General features: G+C 60.8%; 26 protein-coding genes and 1 tRNA gene. 3 read left to right on the top strand and 24 right to left on the bottom strand.

Features of this window, described 5'->3' with window-relative positions:
* Nucleotide 1: 1 nt before the first annotated feature.
* The 23 genes from AC1Q6X_RS00170 to AC1Q6X_RS00280 all read right to left on the bottom strand — a co-directional run bounded on the left by AC1Q6X_RS00170 (nt 2) and on the right by AC1Q6X_RS00280 (nt 20,484).
* Nucleotides 2-77, bottom strand: a tRNA-Gly gene (locus tag AC1Q6X_RS00170).
* Between the two features lie 162 nt (nt 78-239).
* Nucleotides 240-824, bottom strand: coding sequence for a CDP-diacylglycerol--glycerol-3-phosphate 3-phosphatidyltransferase (gene pgsA / locus AC1Q6X_RS00175; RefSeq protein WP_034749601.1), 585 nt, complete (start codon nt 822-824; stop codon nt 240-242).
* Nucleotides 825-950: 126 nt separating this feature from the next.
* Nucleotides 951-2,831 (bottom strand): excinuclease ABC subunit UvrC, encoded by a 1,881-nt coding sequence (gene uvrC / locus AC1Q6X_RS00180; protein ID WP_492494404.1) that lies wholly within the window; start codon nt 2,829-2,831, stop codon nt 951-953.
* A 93-nt stretch (nt 2,832-2,924) separates the two neighbouring features.
* Nucleotides 2,925-3,320 carry a holo-ACP synthase gene (gene acpS / locus AC1Q6X_RS00185; RefSeq protein ID WP_070223854.1) on the bottom strand — a complete coding sequence of 132 codons (396 nt, stop codon included), beginning with the start codon at nt 3,318-3,320 and terminating at the stop codon, nt 2,925-2,927.
* A gap of 21 nt (nt 3,321-3,341) precedes the next feature.
* Entirely contained in the window at nt 3,342-4,103 is a 762-nt protein-coding gene (pdxJ, locus tag AC1Q6X_RS00190) for a pyridoxine 5'-phosphate synthase (RefSeq protein WP_230505293.1), read from the bottom strand.
* A 35-nt stretch (nt 4,104-4,138) separates the two neighbouring features.
* Nucleotides 4,139-4,975, bottom strand: coding sequence for a DNA repair protein RecO (gene recO, locus AC1Q6X_RS00195; RefSeq protein ID WP_070223858.1), 837 nt, complete (start codon nt 4,973-4,975; stop codon nt 4,139-4,141).
* A gap of 28 nt (nt 4,976-5,003) precedes the next feature.
* Nucleotides 5,004-5,906, bottom strand: a complete 903-nt coding sequence (gene era / locus AC1Q6X_RS00200) for a GTPase Era (protein WP_034749612.1) — start codon at nt 5,904-5,906, stop codon at nt 5,004-5,006.
* A gap of 1 nt (nt 5,907) precedes the next feature.
* Complete coding sequence (gene rnc / locus AC1Q6X_RS00205; protein ID WP_070223860.1) at nt 5,908-6,723, bottom strand: ribonuclease III; 816 nt, start codon at nt 6,721-6,723, stop codon at nt 5,908-5,910.
* Between the two features lie 92 nt (nt 6,724-6,815).
* Nucleotides 6,816-7,739, bottom strand: coding sequence for a signal peptidase I (gene lepB, locus AC1Q6X_RS00210; RefSeq protein ID WP_121670004.1), 924 nt, complete (start codon nt 7,737-7,739; stop codon nt 6,816-6,818).
* A 3-nt stretch (nt 7,740-7,742) separates the two neighbouring features.
* A complete protein-coding gene (gene lepA / locus AC1Q6X_RS00215) occupies nt 7,743-9,533 on the bottom strand; it encodes a translation elongation factor 4 (RefSeq protein ID WP_070223864.1) in 1,791 nt (596 codons plus the stop codon).
* A gap of 317 nt (nt 9,534-9,850) precedes the next feature.
* Nucleotides 9,851-10,096 (bottom strand): glutaredoxin family protein, encoded by a 246-nt coding sequence (locus tag AC1Q6X_RS00220; protein ID WP_492494409.1) that lies wholly within the window; start codon nt 10,094-10,096, stop codon nt 9,851-9,853.
* Between the two features lie 54 nt (nt 10,097-10,150).
* Nucleotides 10,151-11,647 (bottom strand): DegQ family serine endoprotease, encoded by a 1,497-nt coding sequence (locus tag AC1Q6X_RS00225; RefSeq protein WP_070288656.1) that lies wholly within the window; start codon nt 11,645-11,647, stop codon nt 10,151-10,153.
* A gap of 234 nt (nt 11,648-11,881) precedes the next feature.
* Nucleotides 11,882-12,205 carry a sigma-E factor negative regulatory protein gene (locus tag AC1Q6X_RS00230; RefSeq protein ID WP_070288657.1) on the bottom strand — a complete coding sequence of 108 codons (324 nt, stop codon included), beginning with the start codon at nt 12,203-12,205 and terminating at the stop codon, nt 11,882-11,884.
* 72 nt (nt 12,206-12,277) lie between these two features.
* The gene (gene rpoE / locus AC1Q6X_RS00235; protein WP_070223871.1) at nt 12,278-12,901 is read right to left on the bottom strand and encodes an RNA polymerase sigma factor RpoE; all 624 of its coding nucleotides are present in this window, start codon (nt 12,899-12,901) and stop codon (nt 12,278-12,280) included.
* Between the two features lie 66 nt (nt 12,902-12,967).
* A complete protein-coding gene (locus tag AC1Q6X_RS00240) occupies nt 12,968-13,456 on the bottom strand; it encodes a hypothetical protein (RefSeq protein ID WP_492494412.1) in 489 nt (162 codons plus the stop codon).
* Nucleotides 13,457-13,619: 163 nt separating this feature from the next.
* Complete coding sequence (fabF, locus tag AC1Q6X_RS00245; RefSeq protein WP_070223875.1) at nt 13,620-14,870, bottom strand: beta-ketoacyl-ACP synthase II; 1,251 nt, start codon at nt 14,868-14,870, stop codon at nt 13,620-13,622.
* 29 nt (nt 14,871-14,899) lie between these two features.
* A complete protein-coding gene (gene acpP / locus AC1Q6X_RS00250) occupies nt 14,900-15,139 on the bottom strand; it encodes an acyl carrier protein (protein WP_008449912.1) in 240 nt (79 codons plus the stop codon).
* Nucleotides 15,140-15,317: 178 nt separating this feature from the next.
* Nucleotides 15,318-16,061 carry a 3-oxoacyl-ACP reductase FabG gene (gene fabG / locus AC1Q6X_RS00255; protein WP_070223877.1) on the bottom strand — a complete coding sequence of 248 codons (744 nt, stop codon included), beginning with the start codon at nt 16,059-16,061 and terminating at the stop codon, nt 15,318-15,320.
* A 49-nt stretch (nt 16,062-16,110) separates the two neighbouring features.
* Complete coding sequence (fabD, locus tag AC1Q6X_RS00260) at nt 16,111-17,052, bottom strand: ACP S-malonyltransferase (protein ID WP_070223879.1); 942 nt, start codon at nt 17,050-17,052, stop codon at nt 16,111-16,113.
* A 137-nt stretch (nt 17,053-17,189) separates the two neighbouring features.
* Nucleotides 17,190-18,188 (bottom strand): beta-ketoacyl-ACP synthase III, encoded by a 999-nt coding sequence (locus AC1Q6X_RS00265; protein WP_230505288.1) that lies wholly within the window; start codon nt 18,186-18,188, stop codon nt 17,190-17,192.
* A gap of 15 nt (nt 18,189-18,203) precedes the next feature.
* Entirely contained in the window at nt 18,204-19,271 is a 1,068-nt protein-coding gene (gene plsX / locus AC1Q6X_RS00270; protein WP_230505287.1) for a phosphate acyltransferase PlsX, read from the bottom strand.
* Between the two features lie 210 nt (nt 19,272-19,481).
* Nucleotides 19,482-19,664: a 50S ribosomal protein L32 gene (gene rpmF, locus AC1Q6X_RS00275; protein ID WP_034749653.1), complete on the bottom strand. Its 183-nt coding sequence runs from the start codon at nt 19,662-19,664 to the stop codon at nt 19,482-19,484.
* Nucleotides 19,665-19,986: 322 nt separating this feature from the next.
* Nucleotides 19,987-20,484: a YceD family protein gene (locus AC1Q6X_RS00280; RefSeq protein WP_121670008.1), complete on the bottom strand. Its 498-nt coding sequence runs from the start codon at nt 20,482-20,484 to the stop codon at nt 19,987-19,989.
* 223 nt (nt 20,485-20,707) lie between these two features.
* Here AC1Q6X_RS00280 and AC1Q6X_RS00285 point away from each other — a divergent pair, with 223 nt between their 5' ends.
* Both AC1Q6X_RS00285 and AC1Q6X_RS00290 read left to right on the top strand, forming a co-directional pair.
* Nucleotides 20,708-21,316 (top strand): Maf-like protein, encoded by a 609-nt coding sequence (locus AC1Q6X_RS00285; RefSeq protein WP_230505285.1) that lies wholly within the window; start codon nt 20,708-20,710, stop codon nt 21,314-21,316.
* Between the two features lie 130 nt (nt 21,317-21,446).
* Nucleotides 21,447-22,196 carry an SAM-dependent methyltransferase gene (locus AC1Q6X_RS00290; protein ID WP_230505283.1) on the top strand — a complete coding sequence of 250 codons (750 nt, stop codon included), beginning with the start codon at nt 21,447-21,449 and terminating at the stop codon, nt 22,194-22,196.
* 60 nt (nt 22,197-22,256) lie between these two features.
* Here the strand turns inward: AC1Q6X_RS00290 and AC1Q6X_RS00295 are convergent, their stop codons facing one another.
* Entirely contained in the window at nt 22,257-23,174 is a 918-nt protein-coding gene (locus tag AC1Q6X_RS00295; RefSeq protein WP_070288661.1) for a 23S rRNA (adenine(2030)-N(6))-methyltransferase RlmJ, read from the bottom strand.
* 277 nt (nt 23,175-23,451) lie between these two features.
* Between AC1Q6X_RS00295 and AC1Q6X_RS00300 the strand changes: the two genes are divergently transcribed.
* A complete protein-coding gene (locus AC1Q6X_RS00300; protein WP_070288662.1) occupies nt 23,452-23,880 on the top strand; it encodes a thioredoxin family protein in 429 nt (142 codons plus the stop codon).
* Nucleotides 23,881-23,882 lie beyond the last annotated feature (2 nt).

Genomic DNA, 23,882 nt, shown 5'->3' on the forward strand with positions numbered 1-23,882 from the left:
CTGGAGCGGGAGAAGAGTCTCGAACTCTCGACCTCAACCTTGGCAAGGTTGCGCTCTACCAACTGAGCTACTCCCGCGTCATCAACAACAGGCCAGCATTATAGAGGGATTACAGGGGCTGTCAACGGGCAATATCTGGTCTTTTGCAAAATATTTGGGGTCAGACCCTTTGGGTCTGACCCCAGCTCTTGCGTTTGGGTTAAAAAGACGCCAGCCCAATGCTATCAGCGTCCATCACCTCAATGCAGATTGCCCGCTTTTTCCTTGATCAGCGGCCATGCCAGGCGCAGGTAATAGAACATCGACCACACCGTCAGCACGCAGGCGATCCACAGCAGCTTCTCGCCCCACACATGGGTGTCGATCGCGCCGAAGATCACTTCGTGGTACAGCAGCAAGGGAATGGCCGTCATTTGCGCGGCCGTCTTGATCTTGCCGATCGAGCTGACGGCCACCGATTTCGACGCGCCGATCTGCGCCATCCATTCGCGCAAGGCGGAAATCGTGATTTCACGGCCGATGATGATGAAGGCCAGCACGGCATTGACACGGTCCAGCTGCACCAGCACCAGCAAGGCGCCCGCCACCATCAGCTTGTCGGCGACCGGGTCGAGGAAGGCGCCGAAGGCGGACGTCTGGTTCCAGCGCCGCGCAAGGAAACCATCGAACCAGTCGGTCACGGCCGCAACGATGAAGACCAGGGTGGCAACGAGGTTCTGGTCGCCATGCAGCAGCATCGACGGCGGCAGGTAAAACACGCCGACGACGAGCGGGATCAGGGCCACGCGCAGCCAGGTCAAAAGGATGGGAATATTAAAAGGCATAAGAGAGCAATCGGCCGACGGGTAAATTGAACATGAAGAAAGCGTGAAGAAAGCGCCACTAGTCTACATGGCCCGGCAACATTAGCCTAGTCCGGTTGCCGCAGCGCCGGACCAGGCCCCCATCCATTAATGCAGCTGCTTGTAGATCTCTTCCGCCAGTTGCGTGGAAATCCCCTCCACCGACATCAGATCCTCGACGCTGGCGTCGACCACGCCGCGCAAGCCGCCAAAGCGCGACAGCAGTTTCTGGCGGCGCTTGGCGCCGATTCCTTCGATTTCTTCCAGGCGCGACGTCTGGCGCGTCTTGGCCCGCTTGGCGCGCATGCCGGTAATGGCAAAGCGGTGCGCCTCGTCGCGGATCTGCGCGATCAGCATCAGGGCCGCCGATTCCTTGCCCAGTTCCTGCGCCGCGCGGCCATCGACGAACAGCAGGGTTTCCAGGCCCACCTTGCGCCCTTCCCCCTTGGCCACGCCGACAATCAAGCTGATATCGAGTCCCAGCTCGGCGAACACCTGGCGCGCCATTTCGATCTGGCCCTTGCCGCCGTCGATCAGCACCACGTCGGGCATCACGCCGTCGCCATTGGCCACCTTATCGTAGCGGCGCATCAAGACCTGGCGCATGGCCGCGTAATCGTCGCCGGGCGTGATGTCGTTGATGTTGTAGCGCCGGTATTCGCCATTCTGCATGGCGTGGTGGTGGAATACGACGCACGAGGCCTGCGTCGCTTCGCCCTGCGTGTGGCTGATGTCGAAACATTCGACGCGCAGGCTATCGAGATCCTCCGTTTCCAGGCGCAGCGCCTCGGCCAGCGCCCGCGTGCGCGACTGCTGCGAGCCCTGCTCGGACAACAATCGCGCCAGCGAAATCCCGGCGCCCTTCTGCGCCATTTCCAGCCACTGGCGACGCTGACCCTGCGGCTGGAAGATCAGGTTGATGCGGTGGCCGCACTGCTCCATCAGGGCCACCATCAGGGCCGGCTGGTCGAACTCGATATTCAGGATCAAGGTGCCGGGAATGAATTTTTCCGTGTAGTGCTGGGCCAGGAAGGCGGCCAGCACTTCCACCTCGATCGGCTCTTCGGCAATCGCCGCCGCATCGCTGAGCTGGCTGGGGAAATAGGCGCGGTCGCCCAGGTGGCGCCCGCCCCGCACCATGGCCAGGTTGACGCAGGCGCGCCCGCCCTGCACCAGCACGGCGATGATGTCGACGTCGGCGTCGCCCGTCGTTTCCATGCTCTGCTGGTGCAGCACGCGCGACAGCGAGGCGATCTGGTTGCGCACCACCACGGCTTGCTCGAATTTCAGTTCGGCGGCAAACGCGTGCATCTTCTTTTCCAGGTCGGCCATCACCTCGCTCTGGCGCCCGCGCAGGAAGCGCGCCGCGTTTTCCACGTCGTTTTTATAATCTTCCTTGCTGATCAGGTCCACGCACGGCGCGCTGCAGCGGCCGATCTGGTGCAGCAGGCAGGGCCGCGTGCGGTTCGCATACACGCTGTCCTCGCAGGTGCGGATGAGAAAAACCTTTTGCAGGATCTGCATCGATTCCTTGACGGCCCAGGAACTGGGGAACGGCCCGAAATACTGGTTTTTCTTGTCCACCGCGCCCCGGTAATACACCATGCGCGGCGCATCGCCATTGGTGATTTTCAGATACGGATACGATTTATCATCGCGGAACAGGATGTTGTAGCGCGGCTGCAGCGCCTTGATCAGGTTGTTTTCCAGGATCAGCGCTTCCGCCTCGCTGTGCGTGACCGTCGTTTCCAGGCGCGCGATGCGCTCGACCATCATGGCGATGCGGGGGCTGGCCAGGTTTTTCTGGAAATAGCTGGAGACGCGCTTTTTCAGGTCGCGCGCCTTGCCGACGTACAGCACCTTGTCGGCGGCGTCGAAATAGCGGTACACGCCGGGCAGGTTCGGCAGCTTGGCGACGGTGGCCAGCACCTGCGCGCGCGGGTCGGGCGGCGTTTCCGTGGAATTGAGGTCGGGTATTGCTTCGGTCATTGCTGGCTCTTAAATGGGGTCAGACCCGCCGGGGGAATACGTCCCAGTGGGACGCATTCCGATCGAAAAGACTGACCCCAGCAGTCGTCTGCATTACGGCGCTTGCTCCACAATCACAAACGCCACGGCATACTCTTCTTCATCGCTGATCGTCACTTGCGCGCTCAGGCGATTCTTTTCCATGAAGTCGGCCAGCACGCCGCTGCAGACGATCATCGGCTTGCCGCTGGGGTGGTTCAGCATTTGCGCGGCGGGCCACGTCATCGGCATGCGCAGGCCCAGGCCGATGGCCTTGGAAAACGCTTCCTTGGCCGCAAAACGGGTGGCGAGAAAACGCACGCCGCGCACGGCGTTCTTGGCGCTGCGGGCGCGGAACTTGTCCAGCTCCTGCGGTCCCAGTATCTTTTTGGCGAAACGCTCGCCGTGGCGCGCCAGGGCCGCCTCGATGCGGGGAATCTTGCAGATATCGGTGCCGATGCCGTAGATCATGGCGCTCTCCCTTGTGCGCGCTTATGCTTTGCCAGCGAGGCGCGTCGCCACCATGATGGCCTTCATTTCGCGCACGGCGTTTTCCCAGCCGACAAACACGGCATGCGCGACGATGGCGTGGCCGATGTTCAGTTCGGCAATATCGGGAATCGCGGCGATCGCCTGCACATTGGTGTAATGCAAGCCGTGGCCCGCATTGACCTTCAAGCCGCGGCCCACGCCGAACAGCACGCCCGCCTTGATGCGTTCCAGTTCCGCCAGCTGTTCCGCGCCTTGCGTATCGGCGTAGCGCCCCGTGTGCAGTTCGATCACGGGCGCACCCAGTTCGGCGGCGGCGGCGATCTGCTGTTCGTCCGCGTCAATGAACAGGCTCACGCGGATGCCCTCGCCCTGCAATTGCTTGACGGCAGCCTGCACTTCCTTGAAGTAGCGCACCACGTCCAGGCCCCCTTCCGTCGTCACTTCCGTGCGTTTTTCCGGCACCAGGCACACGTCGGCCGGGCGGATGCCGCAGGCGAAGTCGATCATTTCCTGCGTCACGGCCGCTTCCAGGTTCATGCGCGTGAGCAACTGCGGCGCGATGGCGATCACGTCCGCATCCTTGATGTGGCGGCGGTCTTCGCGCAGGTGCAGGGTGATGGCGTCGGCACCCGCCTGTTCGGCCAGCAATGCCGCGCGGATCGGGTCCGGATACGCGGTGCCGCGCGCATTGCGCAAGGTGGCCACGTGGTCAATGTTGACGCCCAGGTCGATGACGGGGCCGGAAGGCTGCAAAAAGCTCATAGTGATGGTATCCGTAAAGTGCTGTAGCGCAACCGCTACAACTGCATTAAATCGATCAGTATCTGGCGCGTGTTCAAGGTGGCGCCCCCCAGTTGATGGGCCAGCAAAAATCGCATCAGCAGCTTGCTTTGCGCCTGCGTGGCCACGTCAAGGTAATCTTCGCGCTCCATGTCGAGCAGGGTCTTGCCCGTGATCTTGGGCCAGGCGTCGGCGGCGCGCGCCGGGCGCGGCCCCCGTTCCGGGTCGACCACGTACACCTGCCCCGCTTCGACGGCCTGGCGCGTGCCCGTGCAGCGCGTCAGGTCGGCCGCCACGCCCGTTTCCTTGAGCAGCGCGCGCTCGAACTTGCGCAGCACGATGGGCGGCGGCTCATTGTGCGCCAGTTGATTCAAGGTGGCAACGTAGTGGTCGAACAGCACGGGATGCGGATCGTCGCGCGCCAGCAATTTGACGAGCAATTCGTTCAGATAGAAGCCGCACAGCAGGGCCGTCTTTTCCAGCGGCAGCATGCCGCCCACCCATTCCGCGCCCGTCAGGATGCGCAGCTCGGACTTGCCCGTCCAGCCCGCCTGCAGCGGCTGGAACGTCTGCAGCACGCCGCGCAACTGCGAATGGGGCCGCTTGGCGCCCTTGGCGACGAGCGCGATGCGGCCGTACTCGCGCGTAAACACGTCGACGATGAGGCTGGTCTCTTTATGCGGATAGCTGTGCAGCACGAAGGCTGGCTGGCCCGTGATGCGGCCGTCGCGCGCGGGCGGACGGCTGCGCCGGGGTGCTGCGGAAGGTGCGGCCGGCGGCGCGATGGCCGCCGGCGCGGGGACAACGGGTGAGGCTGGCGCGGGATCGTGCAGCGCTGGCGTGGTGGTGCTCATGCGTGTGGTGTCGCCCCCGGGTTGCGGATTACTCGTAGCCGTAGGCGCGCAAGCCCGCCTCGTTGTCGGCCCAGCCCGACTTGACCTTGACCCAGATTTCCAGGTACACGGGGCCGCCGAACAGTTTTTCCATATCCAGGCGGGCCTGGGTGGAGACTTCCTTCAGGCGCGCGCCCTTGTTGCCGATGATCATGGATTTATGCGTATCGCGCTCGACCAGGATGGCGGCGAACACGCGGCGCAAATCGCCTTCCTGCTCGAATTTCTCGATCAGCACGGTGCTCGTGTACGGCAATTCGTCGCCGACGAAGCGGAAGAGTTTTTCGCGCACGATTTCCGAGGCGAGGAATTTCTCGCTGCGGTCCGTGATGTCGTCCGGGCCAAAGATGGGCTGGTTTTCCGGCAAGAAGCGCTTGATCTCGTTCTGCAAGCCTTCCAGCTGGAAATGCAGCTTGGCGGACACAGGAACGATGGCGGCGAAGTCGCGCATGGCGGCGATCTTTTGCGCGAACGGCAGCAGCACGGCCTTGTCCTTGACCCTGTCCGATTTATTGATGACGAGGATGCACGGCACTTCCTTCGGCAGCAGGTCCATCACTTGCTGGTCGGCCGGGCCGAACGTGCCCGCCTCGATCACGTACAGGATCACGTCCGAGGAAATCAGCGTGTTCGTGACGGTCTTGTTCAGCGTCTTGTTCAGCGCGTTCGAGTGGCGCGTCTGGAAGCCAGGCGTGTCGACGTAGATGAATTGCGCGTCCGGCACCGTCTGGATGCCCGTGATGCGGTGGCGCGTGGTTTGCGCCTTGCGCGAAGTGATGCTGACCTTCGCGCCGATCAGCACGTTCATCAGGGTCGATTTGCCCACGTTGGGGCGGCCCACGATGGCGATATAGCCACAGCGGAAGTTGTCGGGCATTTTGGTGGCTGTCATGCTAGTGTCGATTCTGTTTAGTGTGAGCGGCGATCGCCGGGGCAGCCGGGGCTGGCGCGTCGTCGCTCTGGATGGTGGCAATGCCGGCCAGCTTGAGCTGGGCGGCGCGCGGTTTGGGCTTGCGGCTGGCGGCAGGCGATTTCAACAGCGCCTGCTCGGCCACGTCCAGCGCCAGTTTGGCGGCGGCTTGCTCACCGGCGCGGCGGCTTCCGCCACGGCCGTAAACCTGGATGTTCAATTTCGGCACCAGGCATTCGATCTCGAATTCCTGGCTGTGGGCGGCGCCATGGGTAGCCACCACGTTGTACTGTGGCAGCGAAATTTTCTTGCTTTGCAAAAACTCCTGCAGCAGGGTCTTGGCATCCTTGCCCAGGGTTTGCGGATCGACCGAGTCGAGGATGGGAATGTAGAAGGCGCGGATCACCGTGCTGGCGGCGTCGAAGCCCGTGTCGAGGAAGATGGCGCCCAGCAAGGCTTCCAGCGTGTCGGCGAGGATCGACGGACGGCGGAAGCCGCCCGATTTGAGCTCGCCTTCGCCCAGGCGCAAAAATTGCGACAATTCCAGCTTTTGCGCGATTTCATACAGCGACTGCTGCTTGACCAGGTTGGCGCGCAAGCGCGACAGGTCGCCCTCGTCGATGGTCTTGAAACGTTCGTACAGGATGGAGGCGACCACGCAGTTGAGGATGGAGTCGCCGAGGAATTCCAGCCGCTCGTTATGCAAACTGCTGTGGCTACGGTGCGTCAAGGCTTGCTGCAACAGGCCAGCATCCTGGAACGTATAGCCTAAACGGGTTTGCAATAGCTGAAGATTCATTGTTGTTTCTGTGTCATCTGAGTAATTCGACTGGCCGCCGCGCGGGGAGTCGGCGCGGCAGCCATGGTTGGTCCATTACAGACCAGGCCGGCTTAGTGTATGCCGCCCACGCGTTTCGGATTGCTGAAGTTCATCCACACCAGGAAAGCCTTGCCGACGATATTCTCGTTCGGCACGAAACCCCAGTAGCGGCTGTCCGCGCTATTGTCGCGGTTATCGCCCATCATGAAGTAATTGCCTTGTGGCACCACACACGTGAAGCCGTCTTCGTTGTAGTTGCACGCCTCCTTGTGCGGGAAATCCTTCACTTCGCGCAAGTTCAACGTGGGAGCGGGCTCGTCGTTGAGGATGCGGTGGCTCACGCCCGTCAGGTTTTCTTCCAGCTGCTTGTGGTAGACCGTGCTTTCGTCATCGAGGTAGTCGTCCAGCGGGGTGTACGCCACTTCCTTGCCGTTGACCGTCAAGCGCTTGTTTTCATAGGTGATTTTATCACCGGGCACCCCGATCACGCGCTTGATATAGTCTTGCGACATATCTTTCGGATACTTGAACACCATCACGTCGCCGCGCTGCGGATCATTGACTTCAATGATGCGCTTGTTGACGATCGGCAAACGAATGCCATAGGTGAACTTGTTTACCAGGATCAAATCGCCGACCAGCAAGGTCGGCACCATCGAGCTCGACGGGATCTTGAACGGCTCGTACAGGAACGAACGCAGGCAAAACACGAGGGCGATGACGGGAAAGAAGCTGCCCGAATACTCGACCCAGGTCGGCTGGCGCAACAGATCTGCCTCGATGGCGGCGCGGCGGCTGCTGCTACTACCATCGGACTTGATGCCTTCAGCCAACGACTTCGCTTGACGCTCATCGAACTCGGCCAGGGCACGGTCGGCCGCCTTGCGGCGTTGCTTGGACAGATAAAACACATCCAGGCACCAGACCAGGCCCGTCAACACCATCAGCACGAACAGGATTAAAGCGAAATTTCCTAAAATCACTTGCAGGTTCATTGATCAACCATCCACTTGTAAAATTGCCAGGAATGCTTCTTGCGGGATCTCCACGGAACCCACTTGCTTCATGCGTTTCTTACCCGCTTTTTGTTTTTCCAGCAATTTCTTCTTGCGGCTGATATCGCCGCCATAGCACTTGGCCAGGACGTTCTTGCGCAAGGCTTTCACGTTCTCGCGCGAAATGATGTTCGCGCCGATGGTCGCTTGAATCGCCACGTCGAACATCTGGCGCGGAATCAGTTCGCGCATCTTGGCAGCCACCTGGCGGCCACGGTACTGGCTGTTCGAACGGTGAACGATGATGGCCAGCGCATCGACTTTTTCGCTGTTGATCAGCATGTCGACCTTGACCACGTCGGCCGCGCGGTATTCCTTGAACTCGTAATCCATCGAGGCATAGCCGCGCGACGTCGATTTCAGGCGGTCGAAGAAGTCCAGCACGATCTCGGCCATCGGCATTTCATACACAAGCTTGACCTGGCGGCCGTGGTAACTCATGTCCATCTGGATGCCGCGCTTGCCGATACACAGGGTGATCACGGAGCCCACGTATTCCTGCGGCATGTACAGATTGACGGTGACGATAGGCTCGCGCACTTCCTCGATGCGCGACGGATCGGGCATCTTCGACGGATTGTCGACGTTGATCATGGTGCCGTCGCGCTGGATCACTTCGTACACCACGGTTGGCGCCGTGGTGATCAGGTCCATGTCGAATTCGCGTTCGAGGCGCTCCTGCACGATTTCCATGTGCAGCAAGCCCAGGAAGCCGCAGCGGAAGCCGAAGCCCAGCGCCTGCGACACTTCCGGCTCGTACATCAGGGCCGCATCGTTCAGTTTCAGTTTTTCCAGCGAGTCGCGCAGCGCGTCGTACTGGTTCGCTTCCACCGGGAACAGGCCGGCGAACACTTGCGGCTGCACTTCCTTGAAGCCAGGCAATGGCGCGGCGGCAGGACGGTTGGCCAGAGTGACGGTATCGCCCACTTTCGCCGCTTTCAATTCCTTGATGCCGGCAATGATGAAGCCCACCTGGCCAGCGGACAGTTGCGGCAAGGATTGCGAACGGGGCGAAAACACGCCGATGTCTTCCACCAGCTGCACCGAATCGGTGGCCATCAGGCGGATCTTGTCTTTCGGTTTCAGGGTACCGTTGATCACGCGCACCAGCATGACCACGCCCACATAGGCGTCATACCAGGAGTCGACGATCAGCGCCTGCAGCGGCGCATCGGGGTCGCCCTTCGGTGGCGGCACCTTGACGATCAATTGCTCGAGCACGTCCAGCACGCCGAAGCCCGTCTTGGCCGAGCAATGCACGGCGTCGGCCGCGTCGATGCCGATCACGTCTTCGATCTCGGCAATCGCGCTCGGCGGATCCGCGTTCGGCAAGTCGATCTTGTTCAGGACAGGCACCACTTCCACGCCCAGATCCAGCGCCGTGTAGCAGTTGGCGACCGTTTGCGCTTCCACGCCTTGCGATGCATCCACCACCAGCAGCGCGCCTTCGCACGCCGACAGCGAGCGCGACACTTCATAGCTGAAGTCGACGTGGCCGGGCGTATCGATCAGGTTCAGGTTGTAGATCTGGCCATCGCGCGCCTTGTAGTGCAGGGCCGCCGTTTGCGCCTTGATGGTAATGCCGCGCTCGCGCTCCAGATCCATCGAATCGAGCACCTGCGCCTCCATCTCGCGGTCGGACAAGCCGCCGCACAATTGAATGATGCGGTCAGCCAGGGTCGATTTACCGTGGTCAATATGGGCGATGATGGAGAAGTTGCGTATGTTGTTCATTAACTAATATAAGTGCGAAGTTGACGACACTGCTTTAACAGGAATCAGGGGGATCATGTCCGGGCCAAACAGGGCCAAAACCAGGCGCCCCACTCATGATGAAAAAAGCGCTCCGAGCAGGACATCTGCATGCCCAGGCGAGCGCTTTTGAAGCGACAGAAGCTGCTGCCTCGGACAGTAGCTTTTTCGACCTCCCCATTTTACCGGATTTCAGAGTAGAAAGCCCGTCTTATGAGGCCGGCACCGGGGCAAGCCGACATTTTCGGCTGTTTTCAGCACCAGAATGGTGCAATGCAGTGTCAATATTGACAGTTAAGCTACATCAGGCTGCGCCGCACGGCCGCCTCGTCGAGAAAATAATGGCAGAGCTCGGGCTGCGCCAGGTCGCCGAACAGCACCGGCACCAGCTCGTCGAAACGGGCCAGCAGGGAGGCGTCGGGCGAGGCGTCGATGTCGATCACGTCCACCGTGAACGGTTTGCCGGGCGGCTGCAGCAGGAGCAAGGCATCGAGCATGTCCTGGCAAAGGTGGCAATAACTGCGGGAATAGAGCGTGAAGTGCATGGAAAAGAGAAAAAGGCATCCCGGCCACAGCCGGGATGCAGGTGAATCAGAACCTTACTTCGCCGATGGGCGCAGCGAAACGAATTGCGCTACATCGCCGCGGCGCACCAGCACGGCCGACGTCTTTTTCGGATCGAGCTTGGCCACGAGGGCGTTGAACTGCTTGGCGTCTTTCACGGCAACGTTATTCAGCTGCAAGATCACGTCGCCAGGCTGCAGGCCGGCCAGAGCCGCCACGCCATCGGCCTCGTCAACCTGCACGCCGGCGTCGATCTTCAATTCCTGTTTCTTCGCGGCCGGCACGTCGCTGACCTTCAGCCCCAGTGCATTGACGGCTTGCGCTTCCGGCTCCCTGGCGCCCTTCTTCGCCGTTTTCTCGCTTTCCAGCTCGACGACGGTGACGGGAATGTCCTGCTGCGCACCCTTGCGCCAGACGGTGAGCGTGGACTTGCCGTTGACGGGAGCGCCGCCCACCAGACGCGGCAGGTCCGACGAACGCTCGATCGGCGCACCGTTGAATTTCAGGATGATGTCACCGGGCTTGATGCCCGCCTTGTCGGCCGGACCGCCCGGCTCCACCATCGACACTTGCGCGCCCTTGGCATTCGGCAAGCCCAGCGATCCCGCCACGTCCTTGCTCACTTCGCCGATCTGCACACCGATGCGGCCGCGCACGACCTTGCCCGTCTTTTTCAGCTGCTCGCCTACGCGCATGGCTTCATCGATGGGCACGGCAAATGAAATGCCGTTGTAGGCGCCGGACAGGGTGGCGATCTGCGAATTGATGCCGATCACTTCGCCGCGCATATTGATCAGGGGACCGCCCGAGTTGCCGGGATTGACGGCAACATCGCTCTGGATCAACGGCAGGTAGTCGCCCGTGTCGCGCGACTTGGCGGAAATAATGCCGGCCGTCACCGTGTTTTCCAGGTTGAACGGCGAGCCGATGGCGATCACCCATTCGCCCACGCGGATCTTGTTCGAATCGCCGATAGTCAGGCGCGGCAGGTTGCCGCCCTCGATTTTCAGCAGGGCTACGTCGGTGCGCGCATCGGCGCCGATCACCTTGGCCTTGAATTCGCGCTTGTCCGTCAGCGTCACGTAAACCTCGTCGGCGCCATCGACCACGTGGGCATTGCTCAGCACGTAGCCATCGGCCGAGATGATGAAGCCGGAACCGACACCGCGCTGCACTTCCTGTTCCTGCGGCACGGCGCGGCGGCCGCCACGCGGCGCCTGCTGGCGCGGCGTCGGCATGGTGCCGCCGAAGAAGCGGCGCAGGAATTCCTGCATTTCCTGCTCATCCTGACTGCCGGCGCCGGCGCCGCCCATTCTCAGGCGTTCGGTGGTGCGGATATTCACCACGGCCGGGCCAACGGCGTCGACCAGGTCCGAGAAATCAGGCAGTTTCACTGCCGGCACGGCGGCCTGCGCCTGTGGCGCCAGGCCCAGCATGGTGGGAGCCAGAAACACGCCAGCGGTACCGAACAATAAGGCGGAAAGCGTCTTTACTGAAAACGACTTGCTGGCGGCACACATGTTTTTTTTCATGGAAAGGATCTCTTCGAATATATAAACGGATCAAAACGCGAATCAGGCGATTGCCTGCGTGCACGATTGGCCGTCATGACGGCGTCCCCGGGGCAAACCCATCCGGTAGCGCGCATGGCAGCAACAATATATCGCAAAAGCAAGATATTGCCTGCACACAGTGTCAATCGTACCGAAGGCCAGTGTCAAGAGGGCGACAGGAACGTTAAGCCTGGCATAAGATGGCGAAACGCCCTAGCGCTGCGCCAGCGGCCCCGCCTCCAGCGGCTCGGCTGCACCCGGCGGCACGATGGCGGCGGACAGGGGCAGCAGCGGTTCCGCATGGGCAGGCGCCGACTCGGCGGCCAGGCGGCTGGCCAGGCGTGCATCGAACTGGGCGCTCAGTGCATGGCCGCACTGCTCCGAGCGCAGCACGTCACCAATATGGCGATAGACATTCCAGGCTTGCCTCCCCTCATCCGTGTCGAGGGCGGCAAAAGCCAGTTCGAGTTCGCTCGCCGCCAGCTCGCCATCGGCCAGGGCGGAAATAGTCTCGTGCAATCGTGTGTGCGTATCCATGATGGGTCCTGCCATTTCAAGAGGATCGGTGCGAAAACCGGGCGCAGCCATGCCAACCTCATACTCTTCAGATTACCAGCGCTTGTCAATTGGCATGTCCAGCAACGGTTTCAATTTTTCCGCAATCACTTCGCGCGCGCGAAAAATCCGGCTGCGCACGGTGCCGATGGGGCACGCCATGATCTCCGATATTTCTTCATAGCTCAGGCCCTCGATCTCGCGCAGCACGATGGCAGTGCGCAATTCGATGGGCAGCACATCCATGGCCGCATTGACGGTGGCCGCAATCTGCTTGCTCGCCAGCACCGATTCCGGTGTATTGTTGTCACGCAATTTATTGCCATCATCGAAGGACTCGGCCTGCTCGGCGTCGGCATCGCTGGACGTGGCGGCGCGCCTCCCCTGCGTGACGAGATAATTCTTGGCCGTATTGATGCCGATGCGGTACAGCCAGGTATAAAAGGCGGCATCGCCGCGAAAATGGCGCAGCGCCCGGTATGCCTTGATAAAGGTTTCCTGCACCACATCTTCGGCCTCCGCCGGGTCGTGCACCAGGCGCGACACGAGGCGCATCAAGCGGCGCTGGTATTTCGATACCAGCACATCGAATGCCCTTTTGTCGCCAGCCTGCACCCGCTCGACCAGTAACTGATCATACTCGCGCTCTGTCCTCACGCCCAATGTCCCTGTAGTCATGCAGCGTGGGCGCCTGTATGGATATAGAGTTGGCCCGCTGCAAGAAGTTCAGTGTTCGCCCCACTTTTATTCGTCCCCACTCCGCGCCGCAATGGCCCGGCACGCCACGGCCAGCGGGCGGAAGGCGGGGCAGCCGCCGCCGCGCTGCACCAGCACCTGCGTGCGCCGCCCTGCGGCATCGGCCAGGCACAGCACCAGCAGCGACGGCCACAGGGTCGAGCCCGGCAACAGGCGCAGTCCTGACGGCGGCGACGGCCCCGGGCCGGGCGGCGCCGCCACCCCGCCGGCATCCGCCCCTGGCGCTCCGCCATGCTCCAGATATACCGCCAGCCGCAATTGGCCAACCGGCGAAATATCAAGCGTCTGCGGCTTTCTGCGCCTGCGCAGCAAAGCGAGCAACAACACGCCGCCAGCCGTGCTCAGCAACGCACCGGGCCAGCCCAGCGCATAGCCGCCCACCAGTTGGCCAGGCACCGCCGCAGCGCGCCACGCACCGCTCAGGGGCCAGGCGGCCAGCAAGGCGCACAGTCCCAGCACCGCTTGCAACAGACGCAAACAGACAGGCGTGCGAATGACAGCCGCTACTGCGATTGACATACTTCATGGGAAAAAAAAGGCGCGCCGGCAACATGCCGGGCAAATTCAGGCGCCAACGAACGTTGGCGCCGAATCAGCGCTCACTACGATTTGACCGTAGCGAGCGCTTGAAAGTTCCTGCTTATTTCGCTTTACCGAAAATCAGTGTGCCATTCGTGCCGCCGAAGCCGAACGAATTCTTCACTGCATAATCGATCTTCATATCCCGCGCCGTGTTGGCACAGAAATCGAGATCGCAAGCCGGATCCTGGTTGAAGATGTTGATGGTCGGTGGCGACACCTGATGGTGCAATGCCAGGACCGTAAACACCGCTTCCAGACCGCCCGCGCCGCCCAGCAAATGGCCCGTCATCGACTTGGTCGAGTTGACAACCAGATTCTTGGCGTGCTCGCCGAAGGTGCGTTTGATGCCCATCACTTCCGCCACGTCGCCTTGCGGGGTCGACGTGCCGTGCGCGTTCAGGTACTGAATCTGATCCGCGTTCAAGCCGGCGTTGTTGAGGGCCGCGATCACCGATTTGCTGCCGCCGCTGCCATCTTCCAGCGGCGAGGTCATGTGATAAGCATCTGCGCTCATCCCGAAACCATGCACTTCGGCATAGATCTTGGCACCACGGGCCACCGCGTGCTCGTAGTCTTCCAGCACCATGACGCCAGCGCCCTCGCCCAGCACGAAGCCGTCGCGGTCGGTATCCCACGGACGCGATGCCGTTGCCGGATCGTCGTTGCGGGTCGACAAGGCGCGCGCCGAGGCGAAACCGCCCAGGCCCAGCGGCGACACGGTCGATTCAGCGCCACCGGCGATCATGACGTCGGCATCGCCGTACTCGATCATGCGCGCTGCGGCACCGATGCTGTGCAAACCGGTGGTACACGCCGTCACGATCGCCAGATTCGGGCCCTTCAGACCATATTTGATCGAAAGGTTGCCAGAGATCATGTTAATGATCGAGGCAGGCACGAAAAAGGGCGAGATACGGCGCGGACCGCGCTTTTCGTACTCGGACTTGGTTTCCTCGATCAGCGGCAAGCCGCCGATACCGGAACCGATGATCACGCCGATGCGCTCGGCGTTTTCTTCGGTCACTTCCAGGCCGGAGTCCTGCATCGCCTGGATGCCGGCAGCCATGCCGTAATGGATAAAGGTATCCATGTGGCGTGCTTCCTTACCGGAGATATACTCTTCGATATTGAAGCCTTTGACTTCACCGGCAAAATGCGTGGTGAATGGCTGTGCATCAAACTTGGTAATCGTGGCAATGCCGGATTTACCTTCAATGATTGCGCCCCACGCCTCGGCAATAGTATTGCCGACAGGTGAAACGCAGCCCAGGCCGGTGACAACAACACGACGGTTTTTAGAACGGCTCAAGCGATTCTCCTGAAGTCGGTCAGACAGGCTTAGGCCTTGACGTGTGCGGTGGCGTAGTCGATCGCCTGTTGCACGGTGGTGATTTTTTCAGCTTGTTCGTCAGGGATTTCCATTTCGAATTCGTCTTCCAGGGCCATGACCAGTTCCACGGTGTCCAGGGAATCGGCGCCGAGATCGTCGACGAAGGAGGATTCGATTTTGATGTCTGCTTCTGCAACGCCCAGTTGCTCAGCGACGATTTTCTTAACGCGTTGTTCGATATCCGACATGTTATGGCTCCAAAGTGTGTGTTACGGAAAGTGCGCGCATTTTATCAGGTTTGCGCGTCCGAATACTAATTTCGGTGTCTGCTGCTAATTCGACCGAAGCTGCTGCTAAAAGATGCGATTATAGACAAAAACGGCCATTGAATGATGCCACAAACGCCCGCCCCGTCTAGCTTTCACATCAATTCATGTACATACCGCCGTTCACGTGCAGGGTGGTGCCCGTGATGTAGGCCGCTTGCGGCGAGGCCAAAAAGGCCACCGCCGCCGCCACGTCTTCCGGTTTGCCCAGGCGGGACAGGGGAATTTGCGTCAACAGGGCCGCGTGCTGCTCTTCGCTCAGGGCCTTGGTCATGTCGGTATCGATGAAGCCAGGGGCGATGCAGTTCACGGTAATGTTGCGGCTGCCGATTTCGCGCGCCAGGGCGCGGCTCATGCCTTCCACGCCGGCCTTGGCCGCCGCGTAATTCATTTGCCCCGGATTGCCCGACGACGCCACCACCGACGTGATATTAATGATACGCCCAGTTTTGGCTTTCATCATCCCGCGCAGTACGGCGCGCGACAGGCGGCCGACGGCCGACAGGTTCGTGGAAATCACGCTGTCCCACTCTTCATCCTTCATGCGCATGGCCAGCTGGTCTTGCGTAATGCCCGCGTTATTGACGAGGATGGACAGGCTGCCGTAGGCTTTCTGCACTTCATCGACGACGGCTGCGCAGCGCGCCGCATCGGTCACGTTCAGGACCAGGCCCTTGCCCGTGACGCCTTCGGCGGCCAGGTAATCGGTGATCGCTTGCGCACCGCTTTCCGAGGTGGCGGTGCCAACCACGGTAGCACCCTGTTTGCCCAGTTCGGTGGCGATGGCGCGGCCGATGCCGCGCGAGGCGCCCGTGACCAGCACGACTTGATTTGCTAAATTCATGAGTATCCTTAAAAGCAAGCGCGGCAGGCAGGCTGCCGCGATCTGATGTTTATTTGAGCTGCGTCAAAATGCGTTCCAGCGAAGCCTGGTCGACGATGGCGTCGCCCACCAGCACGGGATCGATGCGCTTGGCCAGGCCCATCAGGACCTTGCCCGGGCCGCATTCGATCACTTGCGTGATGCCGTCTGCCGCCACTTTTTGCATGGTTTCCACCCAGCGCACGGGACTGGCTGCCTGGCGCACGAGCGCATCCTTGATGCCGGCGACGTCGTTGACGATGGCCACGTCGACGTTGTTGATCAGGGCGATCTGCGGCGCGGCGAACGTCAGGCCGGCCATGTACTCGCGCAAGCGGTCCGATGCCGGTTTCAGCAGCGACGAGTGGAATGGCGCGGAAACGGGCAGCTTCATGGCGCGTTTGGCGCCCTTGGCCTTGGCCAGTTCGCAGGCGCGCTCAACGGCCGCCGTGTGGCCGGCGATGACCACTTGCGCCGGCGCATTGAAATTGACGGGCTCGACCACCAAGGCCGGGTTTTCCGCCGCCGCTTCCGCACAGGCGGCGCGCACGTCATCATCCGACAGGCCCAGCACGACAGCCATCGTGCCCTGCCCTACCGGTACGGCTTCCTGCATGGCTTGCGCGCGGAAACGCACGAGCGGCACGGCATCCTTGAACGAGATCACGCCGGCGGCGACCAGCGCCGAATATTCACCGAGGCTGTGGCCGGCCACGACCGTCGGCACGGGGCCGCCGGCCGCCAGCCAGGCGCGGTAGAAGGCCACGGCCGCCGTCAGCATCACCGGTTGCGTATTGGTGGTCAGGTCCAGCTCTTCCTTCGGACCTTCGGCGATCAGCTTGCCCAGGTCGCATTGCAGTGCGTCCGACGCTTCGGCGACGGTTTGCGCAACCACGGGGTTGCCGGCGAAACCATCGAGCATCGCAATCGCTTGCGAGCCTTGGCCTGGGAAAACAAATGCAAATTGTGTCATGTCGACTCCGTTTTTTTACTATTTAGAGAATCAGAGACCCAAAGGCAACTGCTGGGGTACGTCCCTGCGGGATCGGAATGCATTCCATTGGAATGTATTCCCCCGACGGGTCGGACCCCAAAGTCAGCCTTCGGCTATCACATCCTTGCCAGCACGGCGCCCCAGGTAAAGCCGCCGCCCACGCCTTCCATCATGACGTTGTCGCCCTTCTTGACCCGGCCGTCGCGCACGGCGATGTCGAGCGCCAGCGGGATCGAGGCGGCCGAAGTGTTGCCATGCTGGTCGACGGTGACGACCATCTTGTCCAGCGGCAAGCCCAGTTTCTTCGCCGTGCTGTTCATGATGCGGATATTTGCCTGGTGCGGGATCAGCCAGTCGATCTGGTCCGACGTCATGTTGGCGTGTTCGAGGGCTTCGTGTGCGACCTTTTCCAGCACGGACACGGCCAGCTTGAAGACGGCGGGGCCATCCATGTACAGGAAGGCGCTGCCGTCCAGCGCGCCGCCAGCCAGGCTGCCCGGCACGCTGAGGATGTTCGAGTGGCGGCCGTCCGCGTGCAGCTTGGTGGCCAGAATGCCGGGGTCTTTCGACGCCGTCATGACGATGGCGCCGGCGCCGTCCCCGAACAGCACGCAAGTGCCGCGATCGTCGAAATTGAGGATGCGCGAAAACACTTCGGCGCCGATCACCAGCACGTTTTTATGCATGCCCGATTGAATAAAACTGTCGGCCGTGGCCACCGCATACACGAAACCGCTGCAGACGGCTTGCACGTCGACGGCGGCGCAATTGTTCGTGATGCCCAGCTTGTTTTGCACGATGCAGGCGGTGCTGGGGAAGCTGCCGAAGAAGTCGGGGGTCGAGCTGGCGACGATGATGAGGTCGAGGTCGTTGCCGTTCAGGCCAGCCATCTCCAAGGCCTTTTTGGCCGCTTCCACGCCCAGGTCCGAGGAGTTTTGCGTTGGCGCCGCGTAATGGCGCGCCGAGATGCCGCTGCGCGAGACGATCCATTCATCCGACGTCTCGATGCCCTTGGCGGCCAGCTGTTCGGTCAAGTCCTGGTTGGTGACGCGCTTCTCCGGCAGGTAGCTGCCGGTACCGATAATTTTGCTGTAAGTTTTGCTAAAAATAGTCATGCAAGTACCCGTCCACTAAATGGTAGAGCTTGTTGATGTAGGTTCATCTGGAACTGGCGTGCGCGGCATCAACTCGGCGATCATGCTGGCCAAGTGCGCTTGCACGTCATTTTTTGCCGCATCAAAGGCGCGGCGCAAGGCCCATTCGAAGGAATAAGCATCGGCGCTGCCATGGCTCTTGAAGACGAGGCCACGCAAGCCCAGCAGGCTGGCGCCGTTGTAACGCGATGGATTCAAGCGGTTGCCGATGGCTTTCAGGGCTCCGCGGGCGATCAGCGCGCCCAGCATGGTAATCGGATTGCGCTTGAATTCGGAAGTGAGCACGTCTTTCATGAAGCGCGCCAGGCCTTCGATGGCTTTCAGGGTCACATTGCCGACAAAACCGTCGCAGACGACGATATCGGTCGTGCCTTTGAAGATATCGTTGCCTTCCACGTTGCCGTAGAAGTTCAGCGCGCCACGCTCGTGGTCGGCCTGCAGCAGCTTCGAGGTGAGTTTCACCACTTCATTGCCCTTGATATCTTCCGTGCCCACGTTCAGCAAGCCGATCGTCGGGCGTTCGATACCCTCCATGGCGGACACGAGCACGGAGCCCATGATGGCGAACTGGTGCAAGTGATGCGGTTCGCAATCGACGTTGGCGCCCAGGTCCAGCATGTAGGTCGGGCCGTTCTTTTGATTCGGCAAGATGCTGCAGATGGCCGGGCGGTCGACGCCGGACATGGTTTTCAATACGTAGCGCGACACGGCCATCAAGGCTGCCGTATTACCGGCGGAAACGGAGGCTTGCGCCACGCCGCTCTTGACTTGTTCGATGGCCACGCGCATGGAGGAATCCTTCTTGCGGCGCAGGGCCACTTCCAGGGGATCGTCCATGGTAACTTGTTCGGAGGCATGCAATACCGACAGGCGCGGATGCGTGTCGGCTTTATGTTTCTTCAGTTCGGCACGAATCACATCTTCCAATCCAACAAGGATCAGTTCGGCTTCAGGCTCATGTTTTACGAAGGAAATTGCTGCGGGGATAGTGACTGAGGGACCGTGATCTCCGCCCATGCAGTCGATAGAAATTTTGATTGTCATTTGTGTTGATTCAATACCGCTGCGGGCGTGCGGCAAGATGTGAATCGGACTGGAGCATATGCAGGGCGCAGCATGTCATGCACAGGCCTGGACAGCGTGATTCAAAATGACGGGTGTGCAAGATGAATTGCAGCCGATAAAAAAGAAGAAGCGGCGCCACGCCGAATAACCACGCAACACCGCTTTCATCTTACCCAACAAAAACGTCGATTACTCGTCGTTTTTGGTCTTCAACACTTTACGGCCACGATAGAAGCCGTTAGGGCTGATATGGTGACGCATGTGTGTTTCGCCGGTAACTGGCTCGACGCTCAATTGCGGCGCGACCAGGAAGTCGTGCGAACGGTGCATGCCGCGCTTGGAAGGGGTTTTCTTGTTCTGTTGAACTGCCATGATGACTCCTAATACATAAGTTCTAAAATTTTAGCACAATCGATTGGCAAATACATGCGAATCGAGTATCCCAGCGGCAAAGACTACCCGAAAATAGCCCGGACCGACATCGTTTATTACAATTACATTTCACTACACTTGCCATACTCGATTACTACACGCGTTTGACACGTTCTCTAAAAGGGACCTCACAAACCTACTGCGCTTCCCACTATCGCCTTGGCGGCGCTCAGTACTTCCGTACGCTTGCGCTACTCAAGACGATATTGGGCCGCTCGCTACGGTTTTTGAGGCCCCCTACAAACTACCACTACTACTTAACTTATTCTGGCTTCAAGTCTTTCAGTGCCGCGAACGGCGACTTCTTTTCAGACTTGAGAGCATCGAGCTGCGCCGTATCGGGGCAGACGTCGTGTTTGGGTACCTGCGGCAGGGCCAGCAAGGCTTCATCTTCGATCAGGGCCGCGGCATCCATGCTGCGGCTGCCGACGATCACGTCGATCGATTCATCGTTGATGATTTCTTCGATCTCGTCCGCGTGCTCGTCATCCTTGCCCAGCATCAGAGTGGTCGTCGAATCAATTGCGTAAGCATACGGAGTCAGGCAGCGCTGGCAAACCAGCTGAACGGTGCCGTTGACCGACAAGGTCAGTTGTGGGTAGCCCAGCTTGCTGGTGCCGCCGACGATCTTCCAGGCAATCTCGCCGGAATTATCTGCACAATCCTTGGTCAACCGGGTCATTTCAGCGACAGGAGTTACACCCTCGCGGCTCCCGCTGATACGACAAAAATCAAAGGCGTCGATCACAAAAGCATTCATTGGTAGAAAATTTCCCCGGAAAACCTGCGATAATAACAGGGTTTTTAGCACGGAGTCAAAGGCTAAGCATCTTTTTTGACGCAATCATTGCCATCAACATGACAACTTCATCAACACCGTCATGCCGCATGGAGCCTCAGTTATGGGCTCTGCGCCCTGGAATTTGCGTGAAATCCCACTGACATCGACCTGCGCGGCCATGCCGGCCGCCATCCACTACCGAATGATACCAACTTCCGCCCCATTGCGCTTGATTCTTGCATCGAGCTCGACCTACCGCAAGGAATTGCTGCAACGCCTGCGCCTGCCTTTCGAGGTGGCCGTGCCCGATCTCGACGAAAGCCCCCTGCCAGGCGAAAGCCCCAGCGCCACGGCCTTGCGCCTGGCGCAGGCCAAGGCGCAGGCCGTGCTCGACCGCTATCCTGGCAGTCTCGTCATTGGCTCCGACCAGGTCGCCACCCTGGACGGCGCGCAGATCGGCAAGCCAGGCAGCCATGCGAACGCCCTGCGCCAGCTGCAAACCATGCGCGGGCGCCAGACCGTGTTCCACACGGCCCTGTGCCTGCTCGATGGCCGCCAGACGCCGGCAGTGGCGCAGGTGGAAGATATCCAGACCCTCGTCACCGTGCGCGACTTGCCCGACGCGGAACTGGACGCCTACCTGCGCATCGAGCAGCCGTACGACTGCGCCGGCAGCGCCAAGAACGAAGGCCTGGGCATCGCCCTGCTTGAACGCATCGACAGCACCGACCCGACCGCCCTCACCGGCTTGCCGCTGATCGCCCTCACCGGCATGCTGCGCAAGGCGGGCGTGGCGTTTTTTAAAATTTAAAATACCCCTAACGGCAACATCTGGGGTCAGACCCGACGGGGGAGTGCGCTCCAATGGAGCACACTCCGATCCCGAAGGGACTGCCCCCGGCAGTTTGACGTTGGGGTACTAACATGACTGACTAAAATCCATGACCGGCACCCTGTACCTGATCCCCAACCACCTCGGCCTGTCCGATGGCGCCATCGACCCGCTGGCCCGCATCATTCCCGAGCAGGTGCGGCAGATCACCTCGCAACTCGATTATTTCGTTGCGGAAAACGCCAAGACGGCGCGTGCCTTCCTGAAATTGATCGGCAACCAGCATCCGCTGGCCAAGCCGCTGCAGGAAATCACGATTTCCGAACTCAACGTCAATACCCCGGCGCAAGCGCTGGCCGGCTTGCTGGCACCGCTGCTGGCGGGACGCGATGCGGGCCTCGTGTCGGAGGCGGGCGTGCCCGCCGTGGCCGACCCCGGCGCCGACCTGGTACACCTGGCGCATCAGCACGGCATTAAAGTGCGTCCGCTGGTGGGCCCGTCGTCGATCCTGCTGGCCGTGATGGCCAGCGGCTTGAACGGCCAGAGCTTCGCCTTCAACGGCTACCTGCCCACGGACGCGGCCCTGCGCGCCAAGCGCATCAAGGAACTGGAAAGCCGTTCGCGCAATGAAAAGCAAACTCAGCTGTTCATCGAAACGCCATACCGCAACGCCGCCATGCTCGAAGCCCTCGTGGCACAATGCGCGCCGTCAACCCTGATCTGCGTCGCCACGGACCTGAGCCTGGACTCGGAAAACGTGCAGACGTGGAATGGCGGACAGTGGAAGAAACAATTGGCCGCCGGCAAGGCACCTGACTTCCACAAGAAACCGACCGTGTTCTTGCTGTTGGGGCAGTAAACACAAACGCCACGGGCAATTACCCGTGGCGTTTTTTATTGCAGCACTAACCGAGGACGACTATACGCGCCGTGTACCGGTGTTCTTTTGACCGCCCTTGCCCGTCTCCAGCACAAACTTCGCGCCATCGTCGCGGCCCAGCACCTTGACCAGGTAGGGCATGACTTCGCGCAGCATCGGCTCCAGGGTGTACGGCGGGTTCAAGATGAACATGCCGCTGCTGTGCAAGCCGAAGCCGTCCGGCGACGGCGTATTGACGGTCAGGGTCACGTGCAGCCAGTCCGAGCTGGGCAATTGCTTGAGCTTGTCGGCGAACTGGCGCGATTCCATGCGCTGCAGCACCGGGTACCAGACGGCGTAGATGCCGGACGGGAAGCGCACGAGGGCGTCGGCCAGGGTGTCCTTGACCTTGCGGTAATCCATCTTGTCTTCGTATGGCGGGTCGATCAGCACCAGCGCGCGGCGCGATGGCGGCGGCAGCAGGGCTTTCAGGCTCTGGAAACCGTCCGCCTTGGTGATGAGCACGCGCTTGCCGCGCACGGTCGGACGCTCGCCCTGGGCCAGCGCATGCGCCTCGACCTTGCGGAAGTTGTCAGCCAGAATCTTGGCATCGGCAGGATGCAGTTCGAACAGGCGCAGACGGTCTTGCTCGCGGCTGACCTTGTCGGCGCAGTACGGCGAACCCGGGTAGTAGCGCATCTTGCCGCTCGGATTCATTTCCTTGATCAGCTTCATGTACTCGGCCAGCGAGGCCGGCCAGTCCGTACGGTCCCACAGGGGCGCGATGCCCGTTTCGTACTCGGCATTTTTCGAGGCATAACCGCCGTCGAGCGCATACACGCCCGCGCCGGAATGGGTATCGATATAACTATAGGCGGTATCTTTTTGATTCAGGTATTGCAATAACTGAATCTGCACATAATGTTTCAACACATCGGCGTGATTACCCGCGTGAAAGGCGTGGCGGTAACTCAACATAAGCTGGCTAATTCCATAATAAAAATAAACAAAGGCGGGAGCGCTGACACCGGGCAGGGCATGAAAACAGACTGGAGGGGGTCAGGCTGCGGGGCCAGGAAACAGCATGGACCAGCGTAATCAGCGCGCAATTATCAGCATTATCCACCAGAAAGGTGTATTGCATCAAAAAACACCCATAAACAAGCTCATGCATTCTCGGGACTGAGGGGGCCGGGCGCGGTAGAATACGCGCATCTGGCGCCCGCGCCCATCCGCCTACTGATCTGATACGACCATGCACAGCCTGACCCTCACGACCGATAACCGCGCCGACGTCGCGGCAGCCCTGGCCGGCCCGCGCTGGACGGTGGCCTGCCTGTGCGCGCTGTGGTGCGGCACTTGCGGCAGCTACCGCGCCACGTTCGAGGAACTGGCCGCGCGCCATCCGGACACCGTCTTCGTCTGGATCGACATCGAAGACCAGGCCGACGTGGTGGGCGACCTCGACATCGACAACTTCCCCACCCTGTTGATCCAGCACGAAGACAACGTGGCCTTCTTCGGCACCGTGCTGCCCGACGGCGGCCTGGCGCACCGCATGGTGCAGGCGCAGCAGGCGCTCAGCGCCGAGGAACTGGCGGCGCTGGCCACCAGCACGCAGGAACGGCGCGACTGGCAGCGCGACTGCAATCTGCGCCATTTACTGGCTACCACGCTGGCCTGATC

The sequence above is a fragment of the Janthinobacterium sp. GW823-FHT06H09 genome, from assembly GCF_058794735.1.